The organism is Caulobacter sp. SLTY, from assembly GCF_009905535.1.
Taxonomy (GTDB): Bacteria; Pseudomonadota; Alphaproteobacteria; order Caulobacterales; family Caulobacteraceae; genus Caulobacter.
On sequence record NZ_JAAALA010000038.1, the window covers coordinates 15,357 to 35,593 of the forward strand.

Annotated in this window: 20 protein-coding genes; 3 read left to right on the forward strand and 17 right to left on the reverse strand. The window is 67.3% G+C overall.

Annotation, left to right across the window (positions count from 1 at the left end):
* The 13 genes from lpxA to rpsB form a co-directional block, all read right to left on the reverse strand.
* Positions 1-795 (reverse strand): acyl-ACP--UDP-N-acetylglucosamine O-acyltransferase, encoded by a 795-nt coding sequence (gene lpxA, locus GVN21_RS17870; protein ID WP_166576097.1) that lies wholly within the window; start codon positions 793-795, stop codon positions 1-3.
* Positions 792-1,262, reverse strand: a complete 471-nt coding sequence (gene fabZ, locus GVN21_RS17875) for a 3-hydroxyacyl-ACP dehydratase FabZ (protein WP_166576098.1) — start codon at positions 1,260-1,262, stop codon at positions 792-794. The genes lpxA and fabZ overlap by 4 nt, the downstream gene beginning before the upstream one ends.
* A 4-nt stretch (positions 1,263-1,266) precedes the next feature.
* The gene (lpxD, locus tag GVN21_RS17880) at positions 1,267-2,274 is read right to left on the reverse strand and encodes a UDP-3-O-(3-hydroxymyristoyl)glucosamine N-acyltransferase (RefSeq protein ID WP_166576099.1); all 1,008 of its coding nucleotides are present in this window, start codon (positions 2,272-2,274) and stop codon (positions 1,267-1,269) included.
* Positions 2,275-2,315: 41 nt separating this feature from the next.
* The gene (locus GVN21_RS17885; RefSeq protein WP_166576100.1) at positions 2,316-2,984 is read right to left on the reverse strand and encodes an OmpH family outer membrane protein; all 669 of its coding nucleotides are present in this window, start codon (positions 2,982-2,984) and stop codon (positions 2,316-2,318) included.
* A 6-nt stretch (positions 2,985-2,990) separates the two neighbouring features.
* On the reverse strand, positions 2,991-5,351 hold the full coding sequence (gene bamA, locus GVN21_RS17890) for an outer membrane protein assembly factor BamA (protein WP_240903005.1): 2,361 nt from the start codon (positions 5,349-5,351) through the stop codon (positions 2,991-2,993).
* Between the two features lie 17 nt (positions 5,352-5,368).
* Complete coding sequence (locus tag GVN21_RS17895) at positions 5,369-6,583, reverse strand: M50 family metallopeptidase (RefSeq protein ID WP_166576102.1); 1,215 nt, start codon at positions 6,581-6,583, stop codon at positions 5,369-5,371.
* A 19-nt stretch (positions 6,584-6,602) separates the two neighbouring features.
* A complete protein-coding gene (gene dxr, locus GVN21_RS17900; protein WP_166576103.1) occupies positions 6,603-7,799 on the reverse strand; it encodes a 1-deoxy-D-xylulose-5-phosphate reductoisomerase in 1,197 nt (398 codons plus the stop codon).
* Positions 7,781-8,659, reverse strand: coding sequence for a phosphatidate cytidylyltransferase (locus tag GVN21_RS17905; RefSeq protein WP_166576104.1), 879 nt, complete (start codon positions 8,657-8,659; stop codon positions 7,781-7,783). The genes dxr and GVN21_RS17905 overlap by 19 nt, the downstream gene beginning before the upstream one ends.
* Entirely contained in the window at positions 8,637-9,419 is a 783-nt protein-coding gene (gene uppS, locus GVN21_RS17910) for a polyprenyl diphosphate synthase (RefSeq protein ID WP_166576105.1), read from the reverse strand. Before uppS ends, GVN21_RS17905 begins: the two co-directional genes overlap by 23 nt.
* A 38-nt stretch (positions 9,420-9,457) precedes the next feature.
* The gene (frr, locus tag GVN21_RS17915) at positions 9,458-10,024 is read right to left on the reverse strand and encodes a ribosome recycling factor (protein WP_166576106.1); all 567 of its coding nucleotides are present in this window, start codon (positions 10,022-10,024) and stop codon (positions 9,458-9,460) included.
* A 76-nt stretch (positions 10,025-10,100) separates the two neighbouring features.
* Complete coding sequence (gene pyrH, locus GVN21_RS17920) at positions 10,101-10,829, reverse strand: UMP kinase (protein WP_166576107.1); 729 nt, start codon at positions 10,827-10,829, stop codon at positions 10,101-10,103.
* Positions 10,830-10,923: 94 nt separating this feature from the next.
* Positions 10,924-11,847 carry a translation elongation factor Ts gene (gene tsf, locus GVN21_RS17925; RefSeq protein WP_166576108.1) on the reverse strand — a complete coding sequence of 308 codons (924 nt, stop codon included), beginning with the start codon at positions 11,845-11,847 and terminating at the stop codon, positions 10,924-10,926.
* A gap of 110 nt (positions 11,848-11,957) precedes the next feature.
* Positions 11,958-12,845, reverse strand: a complete 888-nt coding sequence (gene rpsB / locus GVN21_RS17930; protein WP_166576109.1) for a 30S ribosomal protein S2 — start codon at positions 12,843-12,845, stop codon at positions 11,958-11,960.
* A 190-nt stretch (positions 12,846-13,035) separates the two neighbouring features.
* Here rpsB and GVN21_RS17935 point away from each other — a divergent pair, with 190 nt between their 5' ends.
* Entirely contained in the window at positions 13,036-13,998 is a 963-nt protein-coding gene (locus GVN21_RS17935; RefSeq protein WP_166576110.1) for a VOC family protein, read from the forward strand.
* Between the two features lie 9 nt (positions 13,999-14,007).
* Here GVN21_RS17935 and GVN21_RS17940 read toward each other — a convergent pair whose 3' ends face one another.
* The 4 genes from GVN21_RS17940 to GVN21_RS17955 all read right to left on the reverse strand — a co-directional run bounded on the left by GVN21_RS17940 (position 14,008) and on the right by GVN21_RS17955 (position 18,346).
* Positions 14,008-14,271, reverse strand: a complete 264-nt coding sequence (locus tag GVN21_RS17940; protein WP_166576111.1) for a hypothetical protein — start codon at positions 14,269-14,271, stop codon at positions 14,008-14,010.
* Between the two features lie 79 nt (positions 14,272-14,350).
* Positions 14,351-17,782, reverse strand: coding sequence for a DNA polymerase III subunit alpha (gene dnaE, locus GVN21_RS17945; RefSeq protein ID WP_166576112.1), 3,432 nt, complete (start codon positions 17,780-17,782; stop codon positions 14,351-14,353).
* 49 nt (positions 17,783-17,831) lie between these two features.
* Positions 17,832-17,921: a cell division inhibitor SidA gene (gene sidA / locus GVN21_RS17950; protein ID WP_166576113.1), complete on the reverse strand. Its 90-nt coding sequence runs from the start codon at positions 17,919-17,921 to the stop codon at positions 17,832-17,834.
* Positions 17,922-18,028: 107 nt separating this feature from the next.
* Positions 18,029-18,346, reverse strand: a complete 318-nt coding sequence (locus GVN21_RS17955; RefSeq protein WP_166576114.1) for a hypothetical protein — start codon at positions 18,344-18,346, stop codon at positions 18,029-18,031.
* Between the two features lie 163 nt (positions 18,347-18,509).
* Here GVN21_RS17955 and GVN21_RS17960 point away from each other — a divergent pair, with 163 nt between their 5' ends.
* Positions 18,510-18,887 carry a BlaI/MecI/CopY family transcriptional regulator gene (locus GVN21_RS17960; protein ID WP_205690156.1) on the forward strand — a complete coding sequence of 126 codons (378 nt, stop codon included), beginning with the start codon at positions 18,510-18,512 and terminating at the stop codon, positions 18,885-18,887.
* On the forward strand, positions 18,884-20,237 hold a 1,354-nt coding region (locus GVN21_RS17965; RefSeq protein WP_166576115.1), incomplete at its 3' end, for a M56 family metallopeptidase. The genes GVN21_RS17960 and GVN21_RS17965, both read left to right, overlap by 4 nt.

Consider the following 20,237-nt stretch of genomic DNA (forward strand, 5'->3'; position numbering starts at 1 on the left):
TCAGACCTCCCGGCGAGGCAGGCAGAGGGCGCGGTTGGCGTCGACACGGATGAAATCGAGGATCTCGACGATCTCCGGGATGTCGCTGTAGGCGCCGGCCACGTCCTCGATCCGCTCCTGGAACGTCCCCTCGTCGGCGAACAGCAGGCGGTAGGCGGCGCGCATGGCGTTGATCCGCTCCCGATCGAAGCCTCGCCGCTTCAGCCCGATCAGGTTCAGGCCTTCCAAATGGGCATGGTTGCCCCAGACCGAGCCGTAGGGGATGACGTCCTTGGTGACGATGCCGCCCCCGCCGATGAAGGCTGAGCGGCCGATGCGGGTAAACTGGTGCACGGCCGCCAACCCGCCAAGGAAGACGAAGTCGAAGACCTCGGCATGGCCGCCGATGGCCACGCTGGGGGCCATGGTCACCCGATTGCCGATCACGGCATCATGGCCGACATGGACATTGACCATCAGCAGACAGTCATCACCGATCCGGGTTACGCCATGGCCCATCTGCGTACCCGTGTGGACGGTGACGTTCTCGCGGAAGATGTTGCGGGCGCCGATTTCCAGCCGGGTCGGCTCACCCTTGTGACCCAGGTGCTGCGGCGGGCCGCCGAGGTTGACGAAGGGATGCAGGACGCAGTCGTCACCGATCGTGGTCACCCCCTCCACCACCACATGCGAGCGCAGCTTGACGCCCCGGCCGAGCGTCACGTCCGGGCCGACGATGCAGTAGGGACCGACCTCGACCGCTTCACCCAGTTGGGCGCCGGGGTCGACGATGGCCGTGGGGTGGACGGTGGTCATCGGCCGACGTCCGCGGACATGGCCGCGAACTCCGCCTCGGCGGCGACCTTGCCGTTCACCCTGGCGACGCCCTTGAACTTGAAGATGTCGCCGCGCGCGCGGGTCACCTCCACATGCAGCTTGAGCACATCGCCCGGCCGCACCGGGCTGCGGAACCGCACGCCGTCGATCGACATGAAGTAAATGACCTTGCCGGCGATATCGATGTTAAGCGACTTGGACATCAGGATCGCACCGGTCTGGGCCAGGGCCTCGACGATCAGCACGCCCGGCATCACCGGATAGCCCGGAAAGTGACCCTCGAAGAACGGCTCGTTGAAGGTCACGCACTTGACCCCGACGATGGATTCGCTGGGCTTGAAGTCCTCGGCCCGGTCGACGAGCAGGAAGGGATAACGGTGCGGGATCCGGGACAGGATCTCGGTGATGTCGATTTCGACGCCCGTCGACGTCTCACTGGTGGTCATGCCCTTACCCCTTCCGGTGCGCCGCCTTGGCCAGCCACACCGTCTCCTTCAACCATTCCCGGATCGGCTTGGCCGGATATCCGCTCCAGACCTCCCCGGCGGGCACATTGCGCATCACCCCGGCAGCGGCCCCGATGCTGGCGCCATCCCCGATGGTGACGTGATCGGCGACCCCTGCCCGACCGCCGAACGCGCAGCCATCGCCGATGGTTACACTGCCCGAGATACCGACATAGGCCGCCATGACGCAATTGCGTCCGACGCGGGTGTTGTGGGCGATATGAACAAGGTTGTCGATCTTGGTGTTCTCGCCGACGACCGTGTCGTCATAGGCGCCGCGATCGACGTGACTGTTGGCCCCGATGGTGACGTTGTCCTGCAGGATCACCCGGCCCAGCTGGGGAATGTCGATCACACCGGTCGGTCCGCCGGCGGCGCCGAAGCCCGCCTCGCCGATGGCGGCGCCGGCATAGAGCGAGACCCGATCTCCGATCAGGGCGCAGCCGACGGTGGCGTGCGGACCGATCCGGCAGTCGCGGCCGATCTGGACGCCGGGGCCGATCACGGCCCCGGGGCCGATCCAGCTGTCTCGTCCGATCCGGGCGCCGGGACCGACCACGGCAAGGGGCGCGACCACGGCGCCCTCTTCGATGACGGCGGTCGGGTCGATCAGGGTGTCGGAGGCCGGCTGACGGATCAGGCGGTGCAACGCCTCGGCGGCCAGGGCCCAGGCATACTGCGGGTGGCGGGTGACTAGGACGGCGCAGCCCTCGGGCGCCTCGTCGGCGAGGGCCTCCGGCAGGAAGCAGGCGGCGGCCTGGCTGGCCTTCAGGTCAGCCAGTCGCTTTCGGTCGGTGAGGAAGGCGACGCCATCGGCGCCTGCGCGATTGAGCGGCGCCGCCTCGGCGATCGGCGTATCGGGCGAGCCGCCTTGGAGGCGGGAGCCGGTCAGCTCGGCGAGGCGGGAAAGCGAAACAGGCCCCAGGGCCTCAAAGAATCGGGGGTCGGGCATGGCTAGATCATACCCGACCCCGAAGCTGGAACGCTAAAGCCTTACGGACGCGCGGGCGCGGCGGCCGGGGCCGGCTGGTCCAGGCGCTCACGGTCAAAGGTGAACTGCTGGATCTTGCCGTTGAGGCCGGCGGTCACCGCGTCGGTAATGTCCATCGCCGGGTTGGCGATCAGGAAGGACTCACGGGCGAAGACGATGCTGCAGCCCTTCTGCTGGTAAGCGGCCTTGATGACCGAATCCAGTTCCTGGCCGATGCGCTGGCGGGCCTTGGCCTCGGTGGCCTGGACTTCGCGCTGACGCAGCTCGGCCTTCTGGCGGAACTTGTTGAAGCGGTCTTCCAGGTCGATCTGGCGCTTCTTCAGGGCGTTGGCGTCGGCGTTCGGCGCGCGGGCGGCGGTCTCGATCGCCTTGTACTCGTTGGTGATGGCGGTCTCTTCAGCCGACAGCTCGGAGTTCACCGTCTTGACGATCTGCTCCAGACGGGTGTCGACGAACTTGCCGACGGCCGAGTTGGCGATGGCCCGGGCGTTGTAATAGACGCAGACGTTGGCCAGCGGCGGGCCGTGGGTCACCGGCAGCGCAGCCGGGGCGGCGGGCGCCTTGGCAGCCGGAGCCTTGGCGGCCGGGGCCGGCTGAGCCAGGGCGACGCCGCCGATGGCCAGGATGGCGGCGGCGCTGAGCGCGGTCACCGCGAAGGACTTGGTGGTCATCTGATATCAGAACCTTGTGGAGGTGGAGAACCGGAACGTTTCGGTCTTGTCGTAGTCTTCTTTGGCCAAAACTTGGCTGAAGTCGAAACGGATGGGACCCATCGGCGAGCGCCAGTGGATCGAGATACCCGCCGCGGCCCGCAGAGACAGCTCGTCGCGGATGTCCGGATCGAAGACGCCGGGCGAGGACTGGCGATCGACATCGTCGAGCATGCCCAGAGTGCCGAAGTCGGTGAACAGCGAGGCGCGGATGCCATACTGTTCGGGCAGGAAGGTCGGCACGGTCAGCTCGAAGGTGCCGATAGCGAACAGCTTGCCGCCCAAGGCGTCGCTGCGCTGGCCCCGGGTGTCGCGCGGGCCGATGCCGGCCGTTTCGAAGCCCCGGAAGTTGTTGCCGCCCCGATAGAAGCGGTCGTTGATCCGCACCGTGTCGCCGCGCCAGCCGGTGGTGTAGCCGGCCGAGCCCGTGGCGCTGAAGATGAAGTCCTTGTTGAAGCCGTGGTACCAGCCGCCGCCCGCTTCGGTGCGAAGGTAGTTCACGTCGCCGCCCACACCGGCCAGATCCTGCGACAATTCGACGTAGAAACCGCGGGTCGGCCGCAGCGGATCGTTCCGGCGGTCGAGGCGCACGGTGTAGCCGAGCGAGGAGGTGATGTTGGCGCCGCGCTGGGCGCAGAGGACAGTCGACACCTGGCCCGAGTTGCAGAGGGAGTCGTCGACCTGGACGTCGTCGCTGCGCAGGACGTAGCGGACGCCCATCGAGGCGTTGGAGGTCAGCGGGAAGCCGAGTCGCAGGTTCATCCCCGTCGAGGAGGTGTCGAACGCCGTCTGCTGGCTGAAGTCGTAGCGGTAGGTGTAGAGGTCCACCCCGCCGAGCAGGTCGCGGCCCAGGAAGCGCGGCTCGGTGAAGGAGAAATCGACCTGCTGGCGCAGGGAGCCGACAGAGATGCGGGCGCGCAGGTTCTGGCCCCGGCCACGGAAGTTCCGCTCGGAGATGCCGAGGTCGATGATCAGCTGGTCGACCGAGCTGTAGCCGGCGCTGAACGACAGCTCGCCAGTGGGCTGTTCTTCCACCTTGACGCGCAGGCCGGTACGGTCCGGAGCCGTGCCGGGGACTTCCTCGATCTCGACTTCCTTGAAGTAGCCGAGGGCGCGGATCTGATTCCGCGAACGGTCGACGTAGACGCGGTTGTAGGCGTCGCCCTCGGCCACCAGCAGCTCGCGGCGGATCACCTTGTCGAGGGTGCGGTTGTTGCCGACGATATCGATGCGGTCGATGTAGACCCGCGGACCCTCGCGCACCGAGAACACCACGTCGACCGTACGGGTCTCGGCGTTGGGCACGTAGCGCGGGCGGACGTCGACGAACGCAAACCCGGCGGCGCCGGCGGCGAAGGTCAGGGCGTCGGTCGCCTGCTCGATCTTCTCGTCCTGGTAGGTTTCTCCGGTGCGGATCGGGACCAGCTGTTCCAGCACCGTGCCGTCGAGCTTCTTCAGCTCGGTCTCGACGCTGATCTTGCCGAACTTGTACCGCTCGCCCTCTTCGAGGGTGTAGGTGATCACGAAGCCGTTGCGGTTCGGGGCCAGCTCGGCCACCGCAGAAACAACACGGAAATCGTAGAAGCCGCGGTTGCGGTAGTGTTTCCGCAGCTGCTCCTTGTCGTACTCCATCCGGTCGGGGTCGTAATTGTCGTTGGTCGACAAGAACTTGTACCAGGCCGACTCCTTGGTCACGACGACGTCGGACAGATCACCGTCCGAATATTCCTCGTTGCCGAGGAAGTTGACGTCGAGCACGCCGCTCTTGGGGCCTTCGTTGATCTCGAAGATCAGGTCGACGCGCTTCTGCGGCAGTTCGACCACCTTCGGCGTCACGGTGGCCGAGATGCGGCCCGACCGACGGTAGAGTTCGATGATCCGCTGGACGTCCGACTGGACCTTGGCGCGGGTGAAGATGCCGCGCGGGCGGATGGTCAGCTCTTCGCGGATCTTGTCGTCCTTGACCGAGCTGTTGCCCTCGAACACCACCTTGTTGATGATCGGGTTCTCGACCACGCGGACGTTCAGGTCGCCGCCCTGAAGGTCGATCTTCACGTCGGCGAACAGTTCGGTGCGGAACAGGGTCTTCAGCGCCAGGTCGATTCGCGCCGCGTCCACGGCGTCGCCTGGCTGGATCGGAATGTAGCTGGCGATCGTTGAAGCTTCGATCCGCTCGTTGCCGATGACCACGATGCGCTGCACCACGCCCTGTTGGGCCTGAGCATAGGCCATCGTCGGCGCGACTATGGCGGTGCTGCCCAGCAGGAGCGCGACGCCGGTTACCAAAGCAGCGCCGTGTCGGCGGGATTGCATCATGAGCTCTGCCATCAAGGATACGAACGGGCTCACGAGAAGAGACCGCCCAGGAATTTTACCACGCCCAGCCGCTGGAGGTCGTTCCAGGTGGCGAACAACATGAAACCGACGAGTAAGGCAAGTCCAAGGCGGTAGGCGACCGCCTGGACCTGTCCTGGAAGTGGCCGCCGCGCCACGGCCTCGTAGGCGTAGAAGAGCAGGTGCCCGCCGTCCAGTACAGGCAACGGGAGAAGGTTCATGAACCCGACGCTGACTGACAGGACAGCGGCCAGGCCGAGCAGGGCGACAAAACTGCCGAACAGCATGTCGGGGGCATTGGTGTGGCCGGCCGCGCCTGCCTGGGCAACATGCCCGGCGGTGTTGCCGATGCCCAGAACGCTGCCGATCTGATCAGGCTTGGCCTGCCCGGTGATGATTCGCCCGAGATAGAAGACGGTGGTCGACAGAACGTCCCATGTCCGCTCGGCGCCCATAGCGACCGCTTCGATCGGGTTGTAACGGATCCGGACCATTTCGCTGCGGTCTGGCGAGGCCACGCCCAACTTGCCGATTTCGATGCGGCCGGCGATGCGGTTCTCGATCGTCTCAGCGATTGGGGTGGCGGTGAGGCTCACCGTCTGGCTGCCACGATCGACCGTAAACGTGATCGGCTGGCGGGCGCGCATCTGGATGTACTGGCTGAACGCAACCCAGTCTCGAATCGGCCTGCCGTCCGCTTCGCGGACGACATCCCCGGCCTGGAAGCCGGCCGCGGCCGCCGGCGTGCCCGGCTGCACCGAGGTGATCCGGGCCGGCAAAGTCAGCTCGCCGAAGCCTCCAAGCACGACAGCGAACAGGGCGATGGCCAGGATGAAATTGGCGATGGGGCCCGCGGCGGTGATGACCGCGCGCTGCCAAATCGGCTTGAACTGGAAGTAGGCCTTTTCGGCCCCGGGGCCCTCGCGCTCGGCGATGGCCGCCTTCATCGCCGCCAGATCGTTCTGGTCCGGAACGCTCGCGGCATTTTCGTCGCCCGAAAAGCGGACATAGCCGCCCAACGGAATCCAGGCGATCCGCCATTCGACCCCCTGCCGGTCGCGCCAGTGAACCAGGGACCGACCAAAGCCTATGGAGAACTGGTCGATGCGAGTGCCAAACATCCGGGCCGCCCAGTAGTGGCCAAGCTCATGCACCACAACGACGAGCGACAACACGAAGACGAAAGCCAGGATGGCGACAGGCAGGAAGGTGGCGAGGCCGGACATAGCTGTGTGGTCTTCCTGCTCAGCGAACCGCGGCGAGGCGGTCCACGACCTCGGTCGCCACGCGCCGGGCGCCGGCGTCGATCATCATGGCAGCCTCCACTTCGTCGCCCCCCGGCGTCAGATCCCAGCCGCCATTGAGACGGTCGAGCGTGTCGCGAACCGAGGCGGCAATATCGAGAAACCCGATCCTGCGGTCAAGAAACGCCCCGACGGCGACCTCATTTGCCGCATTCATTGCGGCAGGGGCATGGCCGCCGAGTTTCAACGCCTGGCGAGCGATGTCGATTGCGGGGAAGCGTTGCAGATCGGGCGCCTCGAAAGTCAGCTGGCCGAGGGCAGCGAGGTCCAGCTTGGGGGCCGGCCAGGGTAACCGGTCGGGCCAGGCATAGGCGCAGGCGATCGGCGCCCGCATGTCCGGCGGGCCGAGCTGGGCCAGGGTCGATCCGTCGGCATATTCCACCATGGAGTGGATGATGGACTGGGGATGCACCACCACGTCGATCTGTTTCTCCGGCACGGCGAACAGGTAGCTGGCCTCGATCATCTCGAGGCCCTTGTTCATCATGGTGGCGGAATCGACGCTGATCTTGGCGCCCATGCTCCAGTTGGGGTGGGCAACGGCCTGTTCCGGGGTGGCCGCGCGCATGGCCTCATAGGTCCAGGTGCGGAACGGCCCGCCCGAGGCGGTGAGCGTCATGGTTGCCAGCTTGTCGCGGCAGGGCTCCTGCAGCACCTGGAAGATGGCTGAATGCTCCGAGTCCACCGGGATCACCCGTCCGCCGGCGGCGGCGGCGATCCGCAGCAGTGAAGGACCGCAGCAGACCAGGCTTTCCTTGTTGGCCAGGGCGACGACCGCCCCGCGCCGGGCGGCGGCCAGGGTCGGCGACAGGCCCGCCGAGCCGACGATGGCCGACATCACCCAGGCCGCGTCACGCTCGGCCGCCTCCCGGACGGCGGCGGGGCCGGCGGCGGTCTCGATGCCGGAGCCGGCCAGGCGTTCACGGAGTTCGGCGAGCTTGGTCTCGTCCTCGATGACGGCCAGCTTCGGGCGCCATTTCAGGGCCTGCTCGGCGAGCTTCTCGACCTGGCGGCCGGCGGTCAGGGCGACAATTTCGACGTCAGCCCCCGATTCCTCGAACAGGCTGAGCGTCGAGACGCCGATCGAGCCCGTGGAGCCCAGGACGGTGACGGTGCGGCTCAAAAGGCCAGGCCCCAATGTTGCAGCAGCCGGCCGACGGCCACTACCATGACGGCGAACATCAACCCGTCGACCCGGTCAAGCACCCCGCCGTGGCCGGGGATCAGGCCGCCGGTGTCCTTCACCCCGAACCGGCGCTTGAGCATCGATTCCCACAGGTCGCCGCCCATGGTGGCCAGGCCGGTAATGAAGGCGACCAGCATGGCCCAGGGGATGGTCGTGAAGTTCTGGTCGAAAGCGCGGGAGATCAGCAGGCAGATCACGCCAGTCAGTACGGCGCCCACCAGGCCGCCCCAGAACCCGCTCCAGGTCTTGTTGGGGGAGAACCGGGGCCAGAGCTTGGGCCCCTTCAGTACGTTGCCGACCGCGTAGGCCATGATGTCGGTCCACCAGGTGACGGCGAACAGATAGACGCTCCATTCGGCGCCTTCCGGCATGTCGCGCAGCCACACCATGCCGATGCCGGCGGGGGCGATGTAGATGACGCCGTAGGCCGCGTCCGGGACCTTGGCGGTCAGGTTGCGGGCCACCAGGGTGGTGACCGCCGCGCCGACCAGGATCAGGCCCCAGGTGGCCATCCACCAGCGTTCCGGATGATCCCAGCCGTTCTGGGTGGCAAGACCCGACAGGTGAGTCATGACGATGACCGCCAGCACACTGATGCCGATGACCACCCCGACGCGGATGGGAGCCGAGGGAGCGACCAGCCGGCCCCACTCCCGCGCCAGCAGCAGGCCGACCAGACAGATCAGGGCGGTATAGGTCCAGCCCCCCAGCCATACGGCCAGGGCCACCGCCGGGATGATCGCGAAAGCCGAGATCAGGCGGATGCGGAGGTTTTTCCAGTCGAAGCGCTTACCCTGCGGCGAGGACGTCATCGGGGGTCACGCCGCCGTAGCGGCGCTCTCGAGAACGGAACTCGCCGACGGCGGCGGCCAGATGGTCGGGGCCGTAGTCGGGCCAATAGACATCCTGGAAGACCAGCTCGGCGTAGGCGCATTCCCATAGAAGGAAATTGGAGATGCGCCGTTCCCCGCTGGTGCGGACAATAACGTCCGGGGCCGGAACGCCGGCGGTGGACAGGTGGCTTTCGAACAGGGTCTCGTCGAGATCCTCGGGGCGGGCCTCGCCGCGAGCAACGGCCTGCGCGAACTTGCGGGCGGCGTCGACCAGGTCGGCCTGGCCGCCGTAGTTGAAGGCGACCTGCAGGCGGAATCGTTCGTTGTGGGCGGTGCGGCGCTCGGCCCGTTCGATGACCTCGAGCACATCGCGGCGCAGGCCGGTGCGCCGCCCAAGGATGGTGACCTTCACCCCCTCGCGCTCCAGCCGGGCCAGGTCTGTCTCGACGTAGGCCTTGAGCAGGTTCATCAGCTCGCTGACCTCGGCCATCGGCCGACGCCAGTTCTCGGTGGAGAAGCCGAAGACGGTGAGGGTCGTCACGCCGACGTCCGGCGCGCCCTCGACCGTGCGGATGAGCGCCTTGACGCCCTCGCGGTGGCCCAGGGTGCGGGGCAGGCCCCGACGCTTCGCCCAGCGGCCGTTGCCATCCATGATAATAGCGACGTGCAGGCCGGCGGGCTTGTCGCCGCCGGCTTCAAGGGCCCCTGCCCTATCGCTCGCACCATCCTTGGGGGGCATCGTTTTCCCTTACCGGTCCTTGATATCCAGGGTCCGGCTCAAACCTGCATGATCTCTTGTTCCTTGGTTTTCAAGGCTTCGTCGATCTTCTTGACGTGGTCGTCCGTGACCTTCTGGATCTCGGTCTCGAGCTTCTTCTGCTCGTCCTCGGTGATAACCGTGTCCTTCTGGGCCTTCTTGATGTCGTCCATGGCGTCGCGGCGGACGTTGCGGACCGCAATCTTCTGCTGTTCGGCGTATTTGCCGGCAATCTTGGCCAGGTCCTTGCGGCGCTCCTCGGTCAGCGGCGGGATCGGGATGCGCAGGTTGGTGCCCTCGACCACCGGGTTGAGGCCCAGGCCCGCCGATCGGATGGCCTTCTCCACCGACACCACCACGCCCTTGTCCCAGACGCTGACGCTGATCGAGCGCGGCTCCGGCACGCTGACCGAACCGACGGTGTTCAGCGGCACGGTCGAGCCATAGGCATCGACCATCACCTGGTCGAGGATGCTGGCCGAGGCGCGGCCGGTGCGCAGGGAGCCGAACTCCTCCTTCAGGGCGGCGACCGCCTTGTCCATGCGGCTGGAGTAGGTGGAGATGGTCGGCTTTTCGCCACTGGCCATGGTCTTCTTCCTTCTCTTCGCCGGGCCTTCTAACGCCGCCGGGTCAAGATCCGGTCAAGGCGCGGCGGTGTTCCAATTAAACGTCGGACTCTTCCGTTATCACGGTGTGCACGCCCTTGCCGTGCAGAACCTTCAGCAGGTTGCCCCGCTCGCGGATCGAGAAGACCACGATGGGGATCTTGTTCTCGCGCATCATGCTGATCGCCGACATGTCCATCACCCGCAGGTCGCGGGTCAGGACCTCATGGTAGGTCAGCTTGTCATAACGGGTGGCGGTGGCGTCCTTCTTGGGATCGGCCGTGTAGACGCCATCGACGCTGGTGCCCTTGAACAGGGCGTCGCAGTTCATCTCCGCCGCGCGCAGGGCCGCGCCGCTGTCGGTGGTGAAGAAGGGGCTGCCGGTGCCGGCGGCGAAGATCACCACCCGGCCCTTTTCCAGGTGCCGCTGGGCTCGCCGGCGGATCAGCGGCTCGCAGACGGTGGGCATGGGGATGGCCGACTGGACCCGGGCCTGCACCCCGATGCGCTCCAGCGCGTCCTGCATGGCCAGGGCGTTCATCACCGTGGCCAGCATGCCCATGTAGTCGGCGTTGGCCCGCTCCATGCCCTTGGCCGCGCCGGCCATGCCGCGGAAGATGTTGCCGCCGCCGATGACCAGGGACAGCTCCACCCCGGCCTCGACCACCTGCTTGATGTCCTGCGCCACGGCCTCGACGGTGGCCATGTCGATACCGAATGAGGTCTCCCCCATCAGCACCTCGCCGGACACCTTCAGCAGGACCTTCTTGTAGCGCAGCTTGGACATGAAACCTCGGGGCCCTTCGAGTCGGGGGAACATAAACCAAGGGCGCCCCCGGCGTGAACCGGGAGCGCCCCCATTACTCAGGTCGACGAGCGGATCAGTTCCCGCCGGTCATCGAGGCCACTTCAGCGGCGAAGTCCGGCGCATCGGCCTTTTCGACGCCTTCGCCCAAGCCCAGGCGCACGAAACCCTTGATGGTCGCGCCGGCTTCGGCGACCAGCGCCTTCACCGTCTGGTCCGGGTTCATGACGAAGGGCTGCTCGAGCAGCACGACTTCACGCTGGAACTTGGAGATCTGGCCGTCGACGATCTTGGCGATCATGTTTTCCGGACGGCCTTCTTCCTTGGCCTTTTCGGTCAGGACGGCGCGCTCGCGCTCCACCGCCGCCGGGTCCAGGTCCTCGGAGGACAGGGACAGCGGATTGGTGGCGGCCACGTGCATGGCGACCTTGCGGCCCAGCTCCTGCAGGGCGGCCTGGTCGCCGTCGCCTTCCAAGGCCACCAGCACACCGATCTTGCCCAGTTCCGGCGCGACGGCGTTGTGGACGTAGGCGGCGACCGCGCCCTTCTCGACCGAGAACTTGGCGGCCCGGCGGGCGGTCATGTTCTCACCGATGGTGGCGATCAGGTTGGTGACCATGTCGTTCACGACTTCGCCGTCGGCGGTCTTGGCGGCCTTGATGGCCTCGATATCGCCGTCGGTGTCCAGGGCCACGGCCGCGATCTTGCGGGCGGCGGCCTGGAACAGCTCGTTGCGGGCCACGAAATCGGTCTCGGCGTTCAGCTCGATGACCGCGCCGGACATGCCGGCGCCGTCCTTGCGCAGAGCCACGGCCACGAGGCCTTCAGCAGCCGCGCGGTCGGCCTTCTTGGCGGCCTTGGAGAGGCCCTTGGAGCGCAGCCAGTCGGTCGCGGCTTCCATGTCGCCGTTGTTTTCGACCAGCGCCTTCTTGCAGTCCATCATGCCGGCGCCGGACTTTTCGCGCAGTTCCTTGACGAGGGCAGCGGTGACTTCCGCCATGTTCAGTCCTCCAGATTCGAAGTTCGTATAGGGGTGCAGCCGGGCCTGTGGGGCCCGGCTGTGACAAGGGTTTGAAACGGACCCTCCGGACCCGCCGGAGGGGTCCGAAATCAGCTGGCGGCCGGTTCTTCGGACGCCGAGCCGGCGTCTTCAGCCGGCGCTTCGGCGGCGGGAGCCGCTTCAGCAACCGGAGTCTCCTCGGCAGCGGGGGCGGCGGCTTCTTCAGCAGCCGGCTCCGGGGTCAGTTCGCGGGCCAGGGTCGGCTCGATCGGGGCGACCGAAGCGCCCAGGTCGACGCCCGAGGCGGCGGCGCCGGCGGCCATGCCGTCCAGCACCGAGTCGGCGATCAGGTCGACGTACAGCTGGATGGCGCGGGCGGCGTCATCGTTGCCCGGGATCGGGTAGGTGATGCCGTCCGGATCGCAGTTGGTGTCCAGGATCGCGATGACCGGGATGTTCAGCTTGCGGGCTTCCTGGATGGCGATCGCTTCCTTGTTGGTGTCGATCACGAACATGATGTCGGGGATACCGCCCATGTTCTTGATGCCGCCCAGCGACAGCTCCAGCTTTTCACGCTCGCGGGTCAGGCCCAGGCGTTCCTTCTTGCCGCGGCCCTGGCCTTCGCCGTCCAGCAGGCCTTCCAGTTCGCGCAGGCGGGCGATCGAGCCCGAGATGGTGCGCCAGTTGGTCAGGGTGCCGCCGAGCCAGCGGTGGTTGACGTAGTACTGGGCGCAGCGCTTGGCGGCTTCGGCCACCGGATCGGACGCCTGGCGCTTGGTGCCGACGAACAGCACGCGACCGCCGGCGGCGGCGACTTCACGCACCTTCACCAGCGCCTGGTGCAGGAGCGGGATCGACTGCGACAGGTCGATGATGTGGATGTTCGAGCGCGAACCGAAGATGTAGCGGTCCATCTTCGGGTTCCAGCGGTGGGTCTGGTGGCCGAAGTGGGCGCCCGCTTCGAGCAGCTGGCGCATGGAGAATTCAGGCAGAGCCATGGTCTGTATCGGATCCTTTTTCCGGTTATCGCCTCCGCGGACAATTCCCGACCGGATGGTCAGGACCGGAACGGATCGGTCGGGATGTCTCCCCGGCCGGCCCGAACGCCCGCGTGCGTGATGGGCGGGGGAGATAGTCGGAACGGGCGGGAAATGCAAGGGTGGGCGTCCCAAGGCCAAGGAGGCTGTCGTGCGCGTCCTTCCGACCCTGTTCGTCCTGTTGGCCATCCTGGCCGCCTGCCCGGCCGGCTCAACCCCGCCGGAAGTCGTGCGCGGACCCGACCATGTGATGGTCTGGACCACCGACGAAGCGGCATCTGACGCGCTTCTGACACGACTCGGCTTCACCCTCAGGCCGGCCGGATCATTCGAGGACTTCGCCTCCAGCCGCACGGTGATGTTCGCCGACCAGACCTTCCTCGAACTCTTCCACATCTATGACCGCTCAAAGGCGACCAGCCCTCAGGCCCGCGCGGAACTGGCGTTCTTCGATCAGGGATCGGGGGCCAACAGTTTCGCCATCCAGGTCACCTCCGCCGCCAAGGCCCAGGCCAGGCTGCGCGCCGCCGGCTTCGATGTCGACGAGGTCCATGCCGACAGCTTCGACCCGGACGGCCCTGACGGGCCCAAGCCCGCGCAGCCGGCCAACTGGCGGGACTTCCATTTCCGGAGGTCGCCGGTCCAGGGCGCTGAGGTGTTCTTTATCCAGTATGCGCCCGAACCACCCCCGTCGCCACAAGCCCAGGACCGCTTCAAAGCCCGCACCACCCATGCCAACGGCGCCCAGCGGCTGTCGGCGGTGTGGCTGCTGGTCGAGGACCCGAAGGTCGAGGCGGAGGCCTACCGGCGGATGGGCTTCACTGTTCGACCGCCAGCATGGGTCCCCTCGCTCGGCGTCGAGGCGACGACCGTAGCGGTGGGAACTGGCCAGGTCATTCTGCTTGGACCCGGCGAGCCGCCCGGCCTCCCGTCGCCGTCCACACGGCGTGGGCCCAGGATCGTCGGGCTCAGCATCGCGGTGAGCGACCTGAGCGCCGCCAGGCAGCGGGTCCGATCTCAATATCCCGACGCGGCGCTCCACGAAGGACCGCTGGCGATCGCCCCAAGCATCCGGGACCTCGGTGTTTTCCTGGCTTTTCACGGTCCGGAGTGACGAACCGGCTTATTCCGCCGGCTGCAGCCAGCGGTCCACGACAAAGACCGATCGATCCGACGAGAACAGGCATGCCGTCCGGATTGCTCCCCCGGGCACACAGGCTTCACGGCGGCCGACAACCCTGATGTGCTGGCCAGGGGTCAGCCGTTCGATCCGTCCATCGCGCACCATCACCAGGCTGCAGAACCTGTGTCGTCCACAGCGATAGCGCAGCAGATCGCCATGATCATACTCGTAGCGCCCCGCAATTTCGAAGGCCGGCCCGCCCACGGCTGGCAGGCTCTCAAGGTTGGATACGCCGCCGGCGCATCCCGCAATCACCGCCGCGGCGCCAGCCAGGAGGCAACGGCTAGACATCTTCCAGGAACGCCACACCCGGCGCGGTCTTCAGAGCCCCGCGCAGCGAAGCGTCGAGCGCGTAGAACCCCGGCAGCTTCATCTCCACCTCGCGACCGCCGCCGATACCGGCGACCAGGATGACCTCGCCGCCGCGCTGCGACGCCGCGCGGGTCAGGCGCTGCTTGAGAGCCTCGATCTCGGTCGAGCCCGAGGAGACGTGGACCTTCAGACCCGCCGCCACGGCCTCGATCGACTTATCCACGGGCTCCGCGTCGTCCCCGAAGAAGCGGACCTCGCCGTCGCGGGCTTTGGCGCGGACGCGGATGACCACCGCCTTGCCGGGCTCCAGCACCTCACGGCACTTGCGCAGGCTCTCCGGCGGGAACAGCACCTCGTATTCGCCGCTCGGGTCGGAGAGGGAGACGAAGGCGAACTTGTCGCCGCTCTGGCTGGCGCGTTCCTGGCGGCGGCGGACCATTCCGGCCATCTTGAACACCTCCTGCCCGGCCTCGGCCTGCGGCAAGGCGTCGGACAGCAGGGTCACACGGCGCCGCTGCAGCACCTTGACCATGTCCTCCAGCGGGTGGCCGGTCAGGTAGAAGCCGACCGCCGAAAGTTCCTCGTCGAGGCGGCGGATCTGGTCCCACGGCTCGATCTTGGGCAGGCGCGGGCGCGAGGCCTCGCTTTGGTCGCCACCGAACAGGCTGACCTGGGACGAGGCGCGGTCGGCGGCGAGGCTCTGGCCGTGGGCGATCAGCACATCGGCTGCGGCGACGATCTGGGCGCGGTTGGGGTGGATGGAATCGAAGGCGCCGGCCCGCGCCAGCCCTTCGAGAGCGCGCTTGTTGACCTGCTTGGGATCGACCCGCTCGACAACGTCGAAGATGTCCTTGAACGGCCCGCCCTCGCGCCGCACCTCGACCAGGTGCTCCATCGCGGTCAGCCCGACGTTGCGCACCGCCCCAAGCGCATAGAGCACCGCGCCGTCCTCGACCTCGAAGTCGGCGCCCGAACGGTTCACGTCCGGCGCACGCACTGGGACGCCCGACTTGCGGGCGTCCTGGTAGAAGACCGCCAGTTTGTCGGTGTTGGAGATATCGAGGCTCATGGACGCGGCCATGAATTCGACCGGCGCGTTCGCCTTCAGCCAGGCGGTATGGTAGCTGATCAGGGCGTAGGCGGCCGCGTGGCTCTTGTTGAAGCCATAGCCCGCGAACTTCTCCACCAAATCGAAGATCGACTTGGCCTGCGCCGGATTGACCCCTTTCTGCTCGGCCCCGGCCACGAAGCGGACCTTCTGCTGGGCCATCTCCTCAGGCTTCTTCTTGCCCATGGCGCGGCGGAGCAGGTCGGCGTCCCCAAGGCTGTAGCCGGCCAGGATCTGGGCGATCTGCATCACCTGTTCCTGGTAGACCACGATGCCGTAGGTCTCTTTCAGCACCGGCTCGAGGGTGGGGTGCAGATAATCGATCGGCTTGCGGCCGAACTTGCAGTCCACAAAGCTGTCGATGTTGTCCATCGGCCCCGGCCGATAGAGGGAGATGATGGCGGTGACCTCCTCCAGGCTCCCCGGCCGCAGCTTGCGCAGGGTGTCGCGCATGCCCTGGCTTTCCAGCTGGAACACCCCGACCGTCTGGCCCGAACTCATCAGCTCGTAGGAGGGCGCATCGTCGAGGGCCAGGGTGGACATATCCACAGCCGCCCCGCGCCGGGCCATGTGCTTGAGCGCCCGATCGATGACCGTCAGCGTCTTCAGGCCCAGGAAGTCGAACTTCACCAGCCCGGCGCTCTCGACCCACTTCATGTTGAACTGGGTGGCCGGCAGGTCCGAGCGTGGATCCTTGTAGAGCGGCGTCAGCTGGACCAGCGGGCGATCGCCGATCACCACGCCGGCGGCGTGGGTCGAGGCGTTGCGGAACAGCCCTTCCAGCTGCAGCGCCACGTCGAGGCAGAGGCGGACCTGCTCCTCCTCGTCCCGGGCCTGCTTCAGCCGGGGCTCGATCTCGATGGCCTGGGCCAGGGTGGTCGGGCTGGCCGGGTTGTTGGGGATCATCTTGGCCAGCCGGTCGACCAGACCGAGCGGCAGCTGCATCACCCGCCCGACGTCGCGCACCACGGCGCGGGCCTGCAGGGTGCCGAAAGTGATGATCTGGGCGACCTTGTCGACGCCGTACTTCTGCTGGACGTAGGAGATAACCTCCTCGCGCCGCTCCTGGCAGAAATCGATATCGAAGTCGGGCATCGATACCCGCTCCGGATTGAGGAACCGCTCGAACAGCAGTCCAAACCGAAGCGGATCGAGGTCGGTGATGGTCAACGACCAGGCGACCAGCGACCCGGCGCCCGAGCCCCGGCCCGGTCCCACCGGAATGCCGTGCGCCTTGGCCCATTTGATGAAGTCGGCCACGATCAGGAAGTAGCCGGGGAAACCCATCTGCTGGATGATGCCGATCTCGAACTCAAGCCGGCTCCAGTAGTCGTCCTCGGAGGCCGCCAGCTCGATCGCGGCCAGGCGGGCCTTCAGCCCCTCACGCGCCTGGTGCGCCAGTTCGTCGTTCTCGCTGCGCCCCGCGCCGGTGTCGAAGCGGGGGAGGATCGGATCGCGCTTGCTGACCATGAAGGCGCAGCGGCGGGCGATCTCCAGGGTCTGGTCGCAGGCCTCGGGCAGGTCGGCGAACAGGGCCCGCATGTCGGCGGCGCTCTTGAACCAGTGCTCGCCGGTGACCCGCCGCCGCTCGTCTTGACCGACGAAGGAGCCGTCGGCGATGCAGAGCAGGGCGTCATGCGCCTCGTACATCGTCTGGGCGGGGTAGTAGACGTCGTTGGTGGCGACCAGCGGCACGTCGTGGGCATAGGCCCAGGCCACCAGCCCCGGCTCCGCCGCCGCCTGCTGCGGCAGGCCGTGGCGTTGCAGCTCGACATAGAAGCGATCGCCGAACACCCGGCGCATCTCGGCCAGAGCCGCCTCGCCCTCGCCCGCCTTGCCGGCCGCGAACAGCGGATCGACCGGCCCATCGACGCCCCCCGACAGCAGGATCAGTCCCTCGCTATGGGCCGCCACCTTGCTCCACGGAACGGAGGGTTCGGAGACCGCGTCGACCTCAAGATAGGCCGCCGAGGAGAGCTCGGAGAGATTGAGATAGCCCGCCTCGTTCTGGGCCAGCAGCAGGACGGTGGGAACGCGAGCCCAGCGCTCCGGCGGCCCCTCGCCTATTCCGGTGACCGGCAGGGCGCAGGCGACAAGCGGCTGGACCCCGACATCCTTGGCGCCGACCGAGAACTCCAGCGCCCCGAACAGATTGGCCCGGTCGGCGATCCCGACCGCGGGCATCCCCTGCCCCGCGGCCAGCTTGGCCACCCCGTCCGCCTTGATGGCCCCTTCCAGCAGGCTGTAGGCCGAGCGGACCCGCAAATGGACAAAGCCGTTCGCCAGATCCGCCATTTCCGCCGCCGCCTTTCGCTAGAGAGCAAGCCGTAGCCTTAAGCCCGACTCACGCCGCCAGATAGGCCACCGAGCACATCATCCACACAAAGCCGACGACCGAAGCCAGAGCGAGGGTTTCCCGAGCGATCCGAGCCATTTTGGCCTCCCGTTCCAAGTTCCGGCTTTGTTCCTATTCCCGTTTTGTTCCACAGGCAAGATGGAATCTCACCGTTCGGGGAGAACTTTGCAGGCGGCTGTGGATGCCTACTCTTCGGCGCCGTTCATCGGCGGCTGGTGAGCGGCCACGATGTCGTCCAATTCAGCCTTGCGGACGGCGCGGGTGACGTTCAGGCGCACGAAGATGGTGTTGGCCCCGTGGGCCTTGCGGGCGCGATCCCAACCGGTGTGGACACCCTTGTGAAGGCATTCGGTCTCGCCGGCGTAGACCACCGTGCGCTCCTCGCCTTTCACCTTCACGAACAGATAGTTGGCGCCCGTGGGGGAGATCGGTCCGGAGCCTTCCAGCGGCAGGTAGCGATAGCCGTGACCCGACTGTCCGACGAACTCGATCTGCTGGGCCATTCGACGCTCCCACTAGCCTTACACGGAGCGTCTGTGTCTCGCGCGGATGGCGAAATAGGGGCGAGGCGGCGGTTTCTACGGGGCGCGGAAAACCCCTGTTCGTGACGATTGACAGCGAGGCGCGACATTTGTAGCGTCATCGCGACGATAGACGAGTGAGCCGATGATCCAGCCTCCATCCGATACCGAACTCGAAGTCTTGAAGATCTTCTGGCGCGACGGCGCGGCCAGCGCGCGCGAGGTGCAGGACGCCCTGCCTGGCGGATTGGATTGGACCGCCTCCACCACCCGCACGGTGCTGGAGCGGATGCGGGCCAAGGGCCTGCTGGAGCGGCGCTCCGTTCATGGACTGGCCGTCTATGAGGCGGTTCAGGGCAAAGCCGATGTGCTCGGCGGCGTGCTGCGCCGGGTGATGCGCCAGGTGCTGGAGGTGGAAGGCCCCCTGCCCGCCTCCGCCTTCGCCGGCAGCCAGATCCTGTCGGCTGCCGAACTGGCCGAACTGGAAGCCCTGCTCAACGCCGAAGAGGAGTTGCCCAAGTGAATGGCGTCACCCTGTCCCTGATGGTGGCGGCCGGCACCCTGCCGCTGGCCGCCCTGGGCCTCAGCGCCGGCCTGCTGGCCGAGCGGATCACCTCGGCGCCCGGCGTGCGGGAGCGGATCTGGGGCCTGGCCTTCCTGCTGCCTGTCCTGGCCGCCGTGGCCGTGCCGCTGGCCGCGCCTCACATAAGCCGGCCGGCGCCGCCGCCCGTTCCGGCTGAGGCCGTCGAGGCCCTGAACCTGCCGACCGGCGCCGTCGAGCGCGGCGCCGATCATGGCGCCTGGGTCGGCCTGGGCGATCTCGCCATCCTGCTGGCACCGACGCTGTTGCTCAGCGCCATCCTGCTGGGTGTCATGGTGGCGCTGGGCCTGCTCATCCGCCGTCACGTTCGCCTGGCCCTGATCCTGCGCAAGGCAAGGCGGCTGGAGGACGAGCCCCTGTCCGCCTCCCTGAAACGTCAGGCCAAGGCGCTGAAGGTGCGCGCGCCGGCGCTCAAGGCCTCCGGCCAGGCGGCCAGCCCGCTGCTGGCGGGCGTCATCAAGCCGGCCATCGTCATTCCGGAGGCCCTGACCCGGTTGCCCACCGAGCGGCTGGCGCTGATCTGCGGCCATGAGCTGGCCCACCTGAAGCGGGCCGACAACGCCCGGGCCCGGCTGGAGTCCGTCCTGCTGGCCATCCTCTGGTTCAACCCGCTGTTGGGCGCGATCCACGCCCGGCTGCTGGCCGCCCGCGAGGAGCGGTGCGACGCCATCGCCCTGGCCGGGGCCGACCCGGCCGCCCGCCGCGCCTACGCCCAATCCCTCATCGAGACGCTCCGGCTCAGCGCCGACCCGGAGCCGCAATCCGCCTTCATCGGCGCCGGAAGGAAGACCGCCATGCGCCTGAAAGCCATCCTCACCCCGCGCGAAGGCGCTCGCCCTACCGCGATCGCCGGCGTGGCCGCCATTGCCGCCCTGCTGACCCTGGCCGTGGGCGCAGGCTCCATCGCCATGGCGGTGCAGGCCGCCCCGCAGAAGGCCCGCAACTCCGAATGGCGCCAGTCCGCTCAGGAGACGGCGCTTAGCCCCAAGGGCGAGATCCGTGTCTCCGCCGACACCATGGTGCTGCGTCCCGGCGGGGTGGCCATCTGGACCGGCCGGCCGGAGGTGGAGCTGAAGGCCGCCACTGGCGACCGGGCCAAGGACGCCGAACTGGCGCGGGTGCGCTTCCTGGTCGATGGCAAGCCGGTCCCGCGCGGCTTCGACCCCAAGTCCATCGAATCTGAAGCGATCAGCTTCATCAAGGTGACCCGCGATGGCGAGGGTCCGGCCACGGTAGACATCGTCCTGGGCCCGCCCCTGCCGCCCCCTGCTC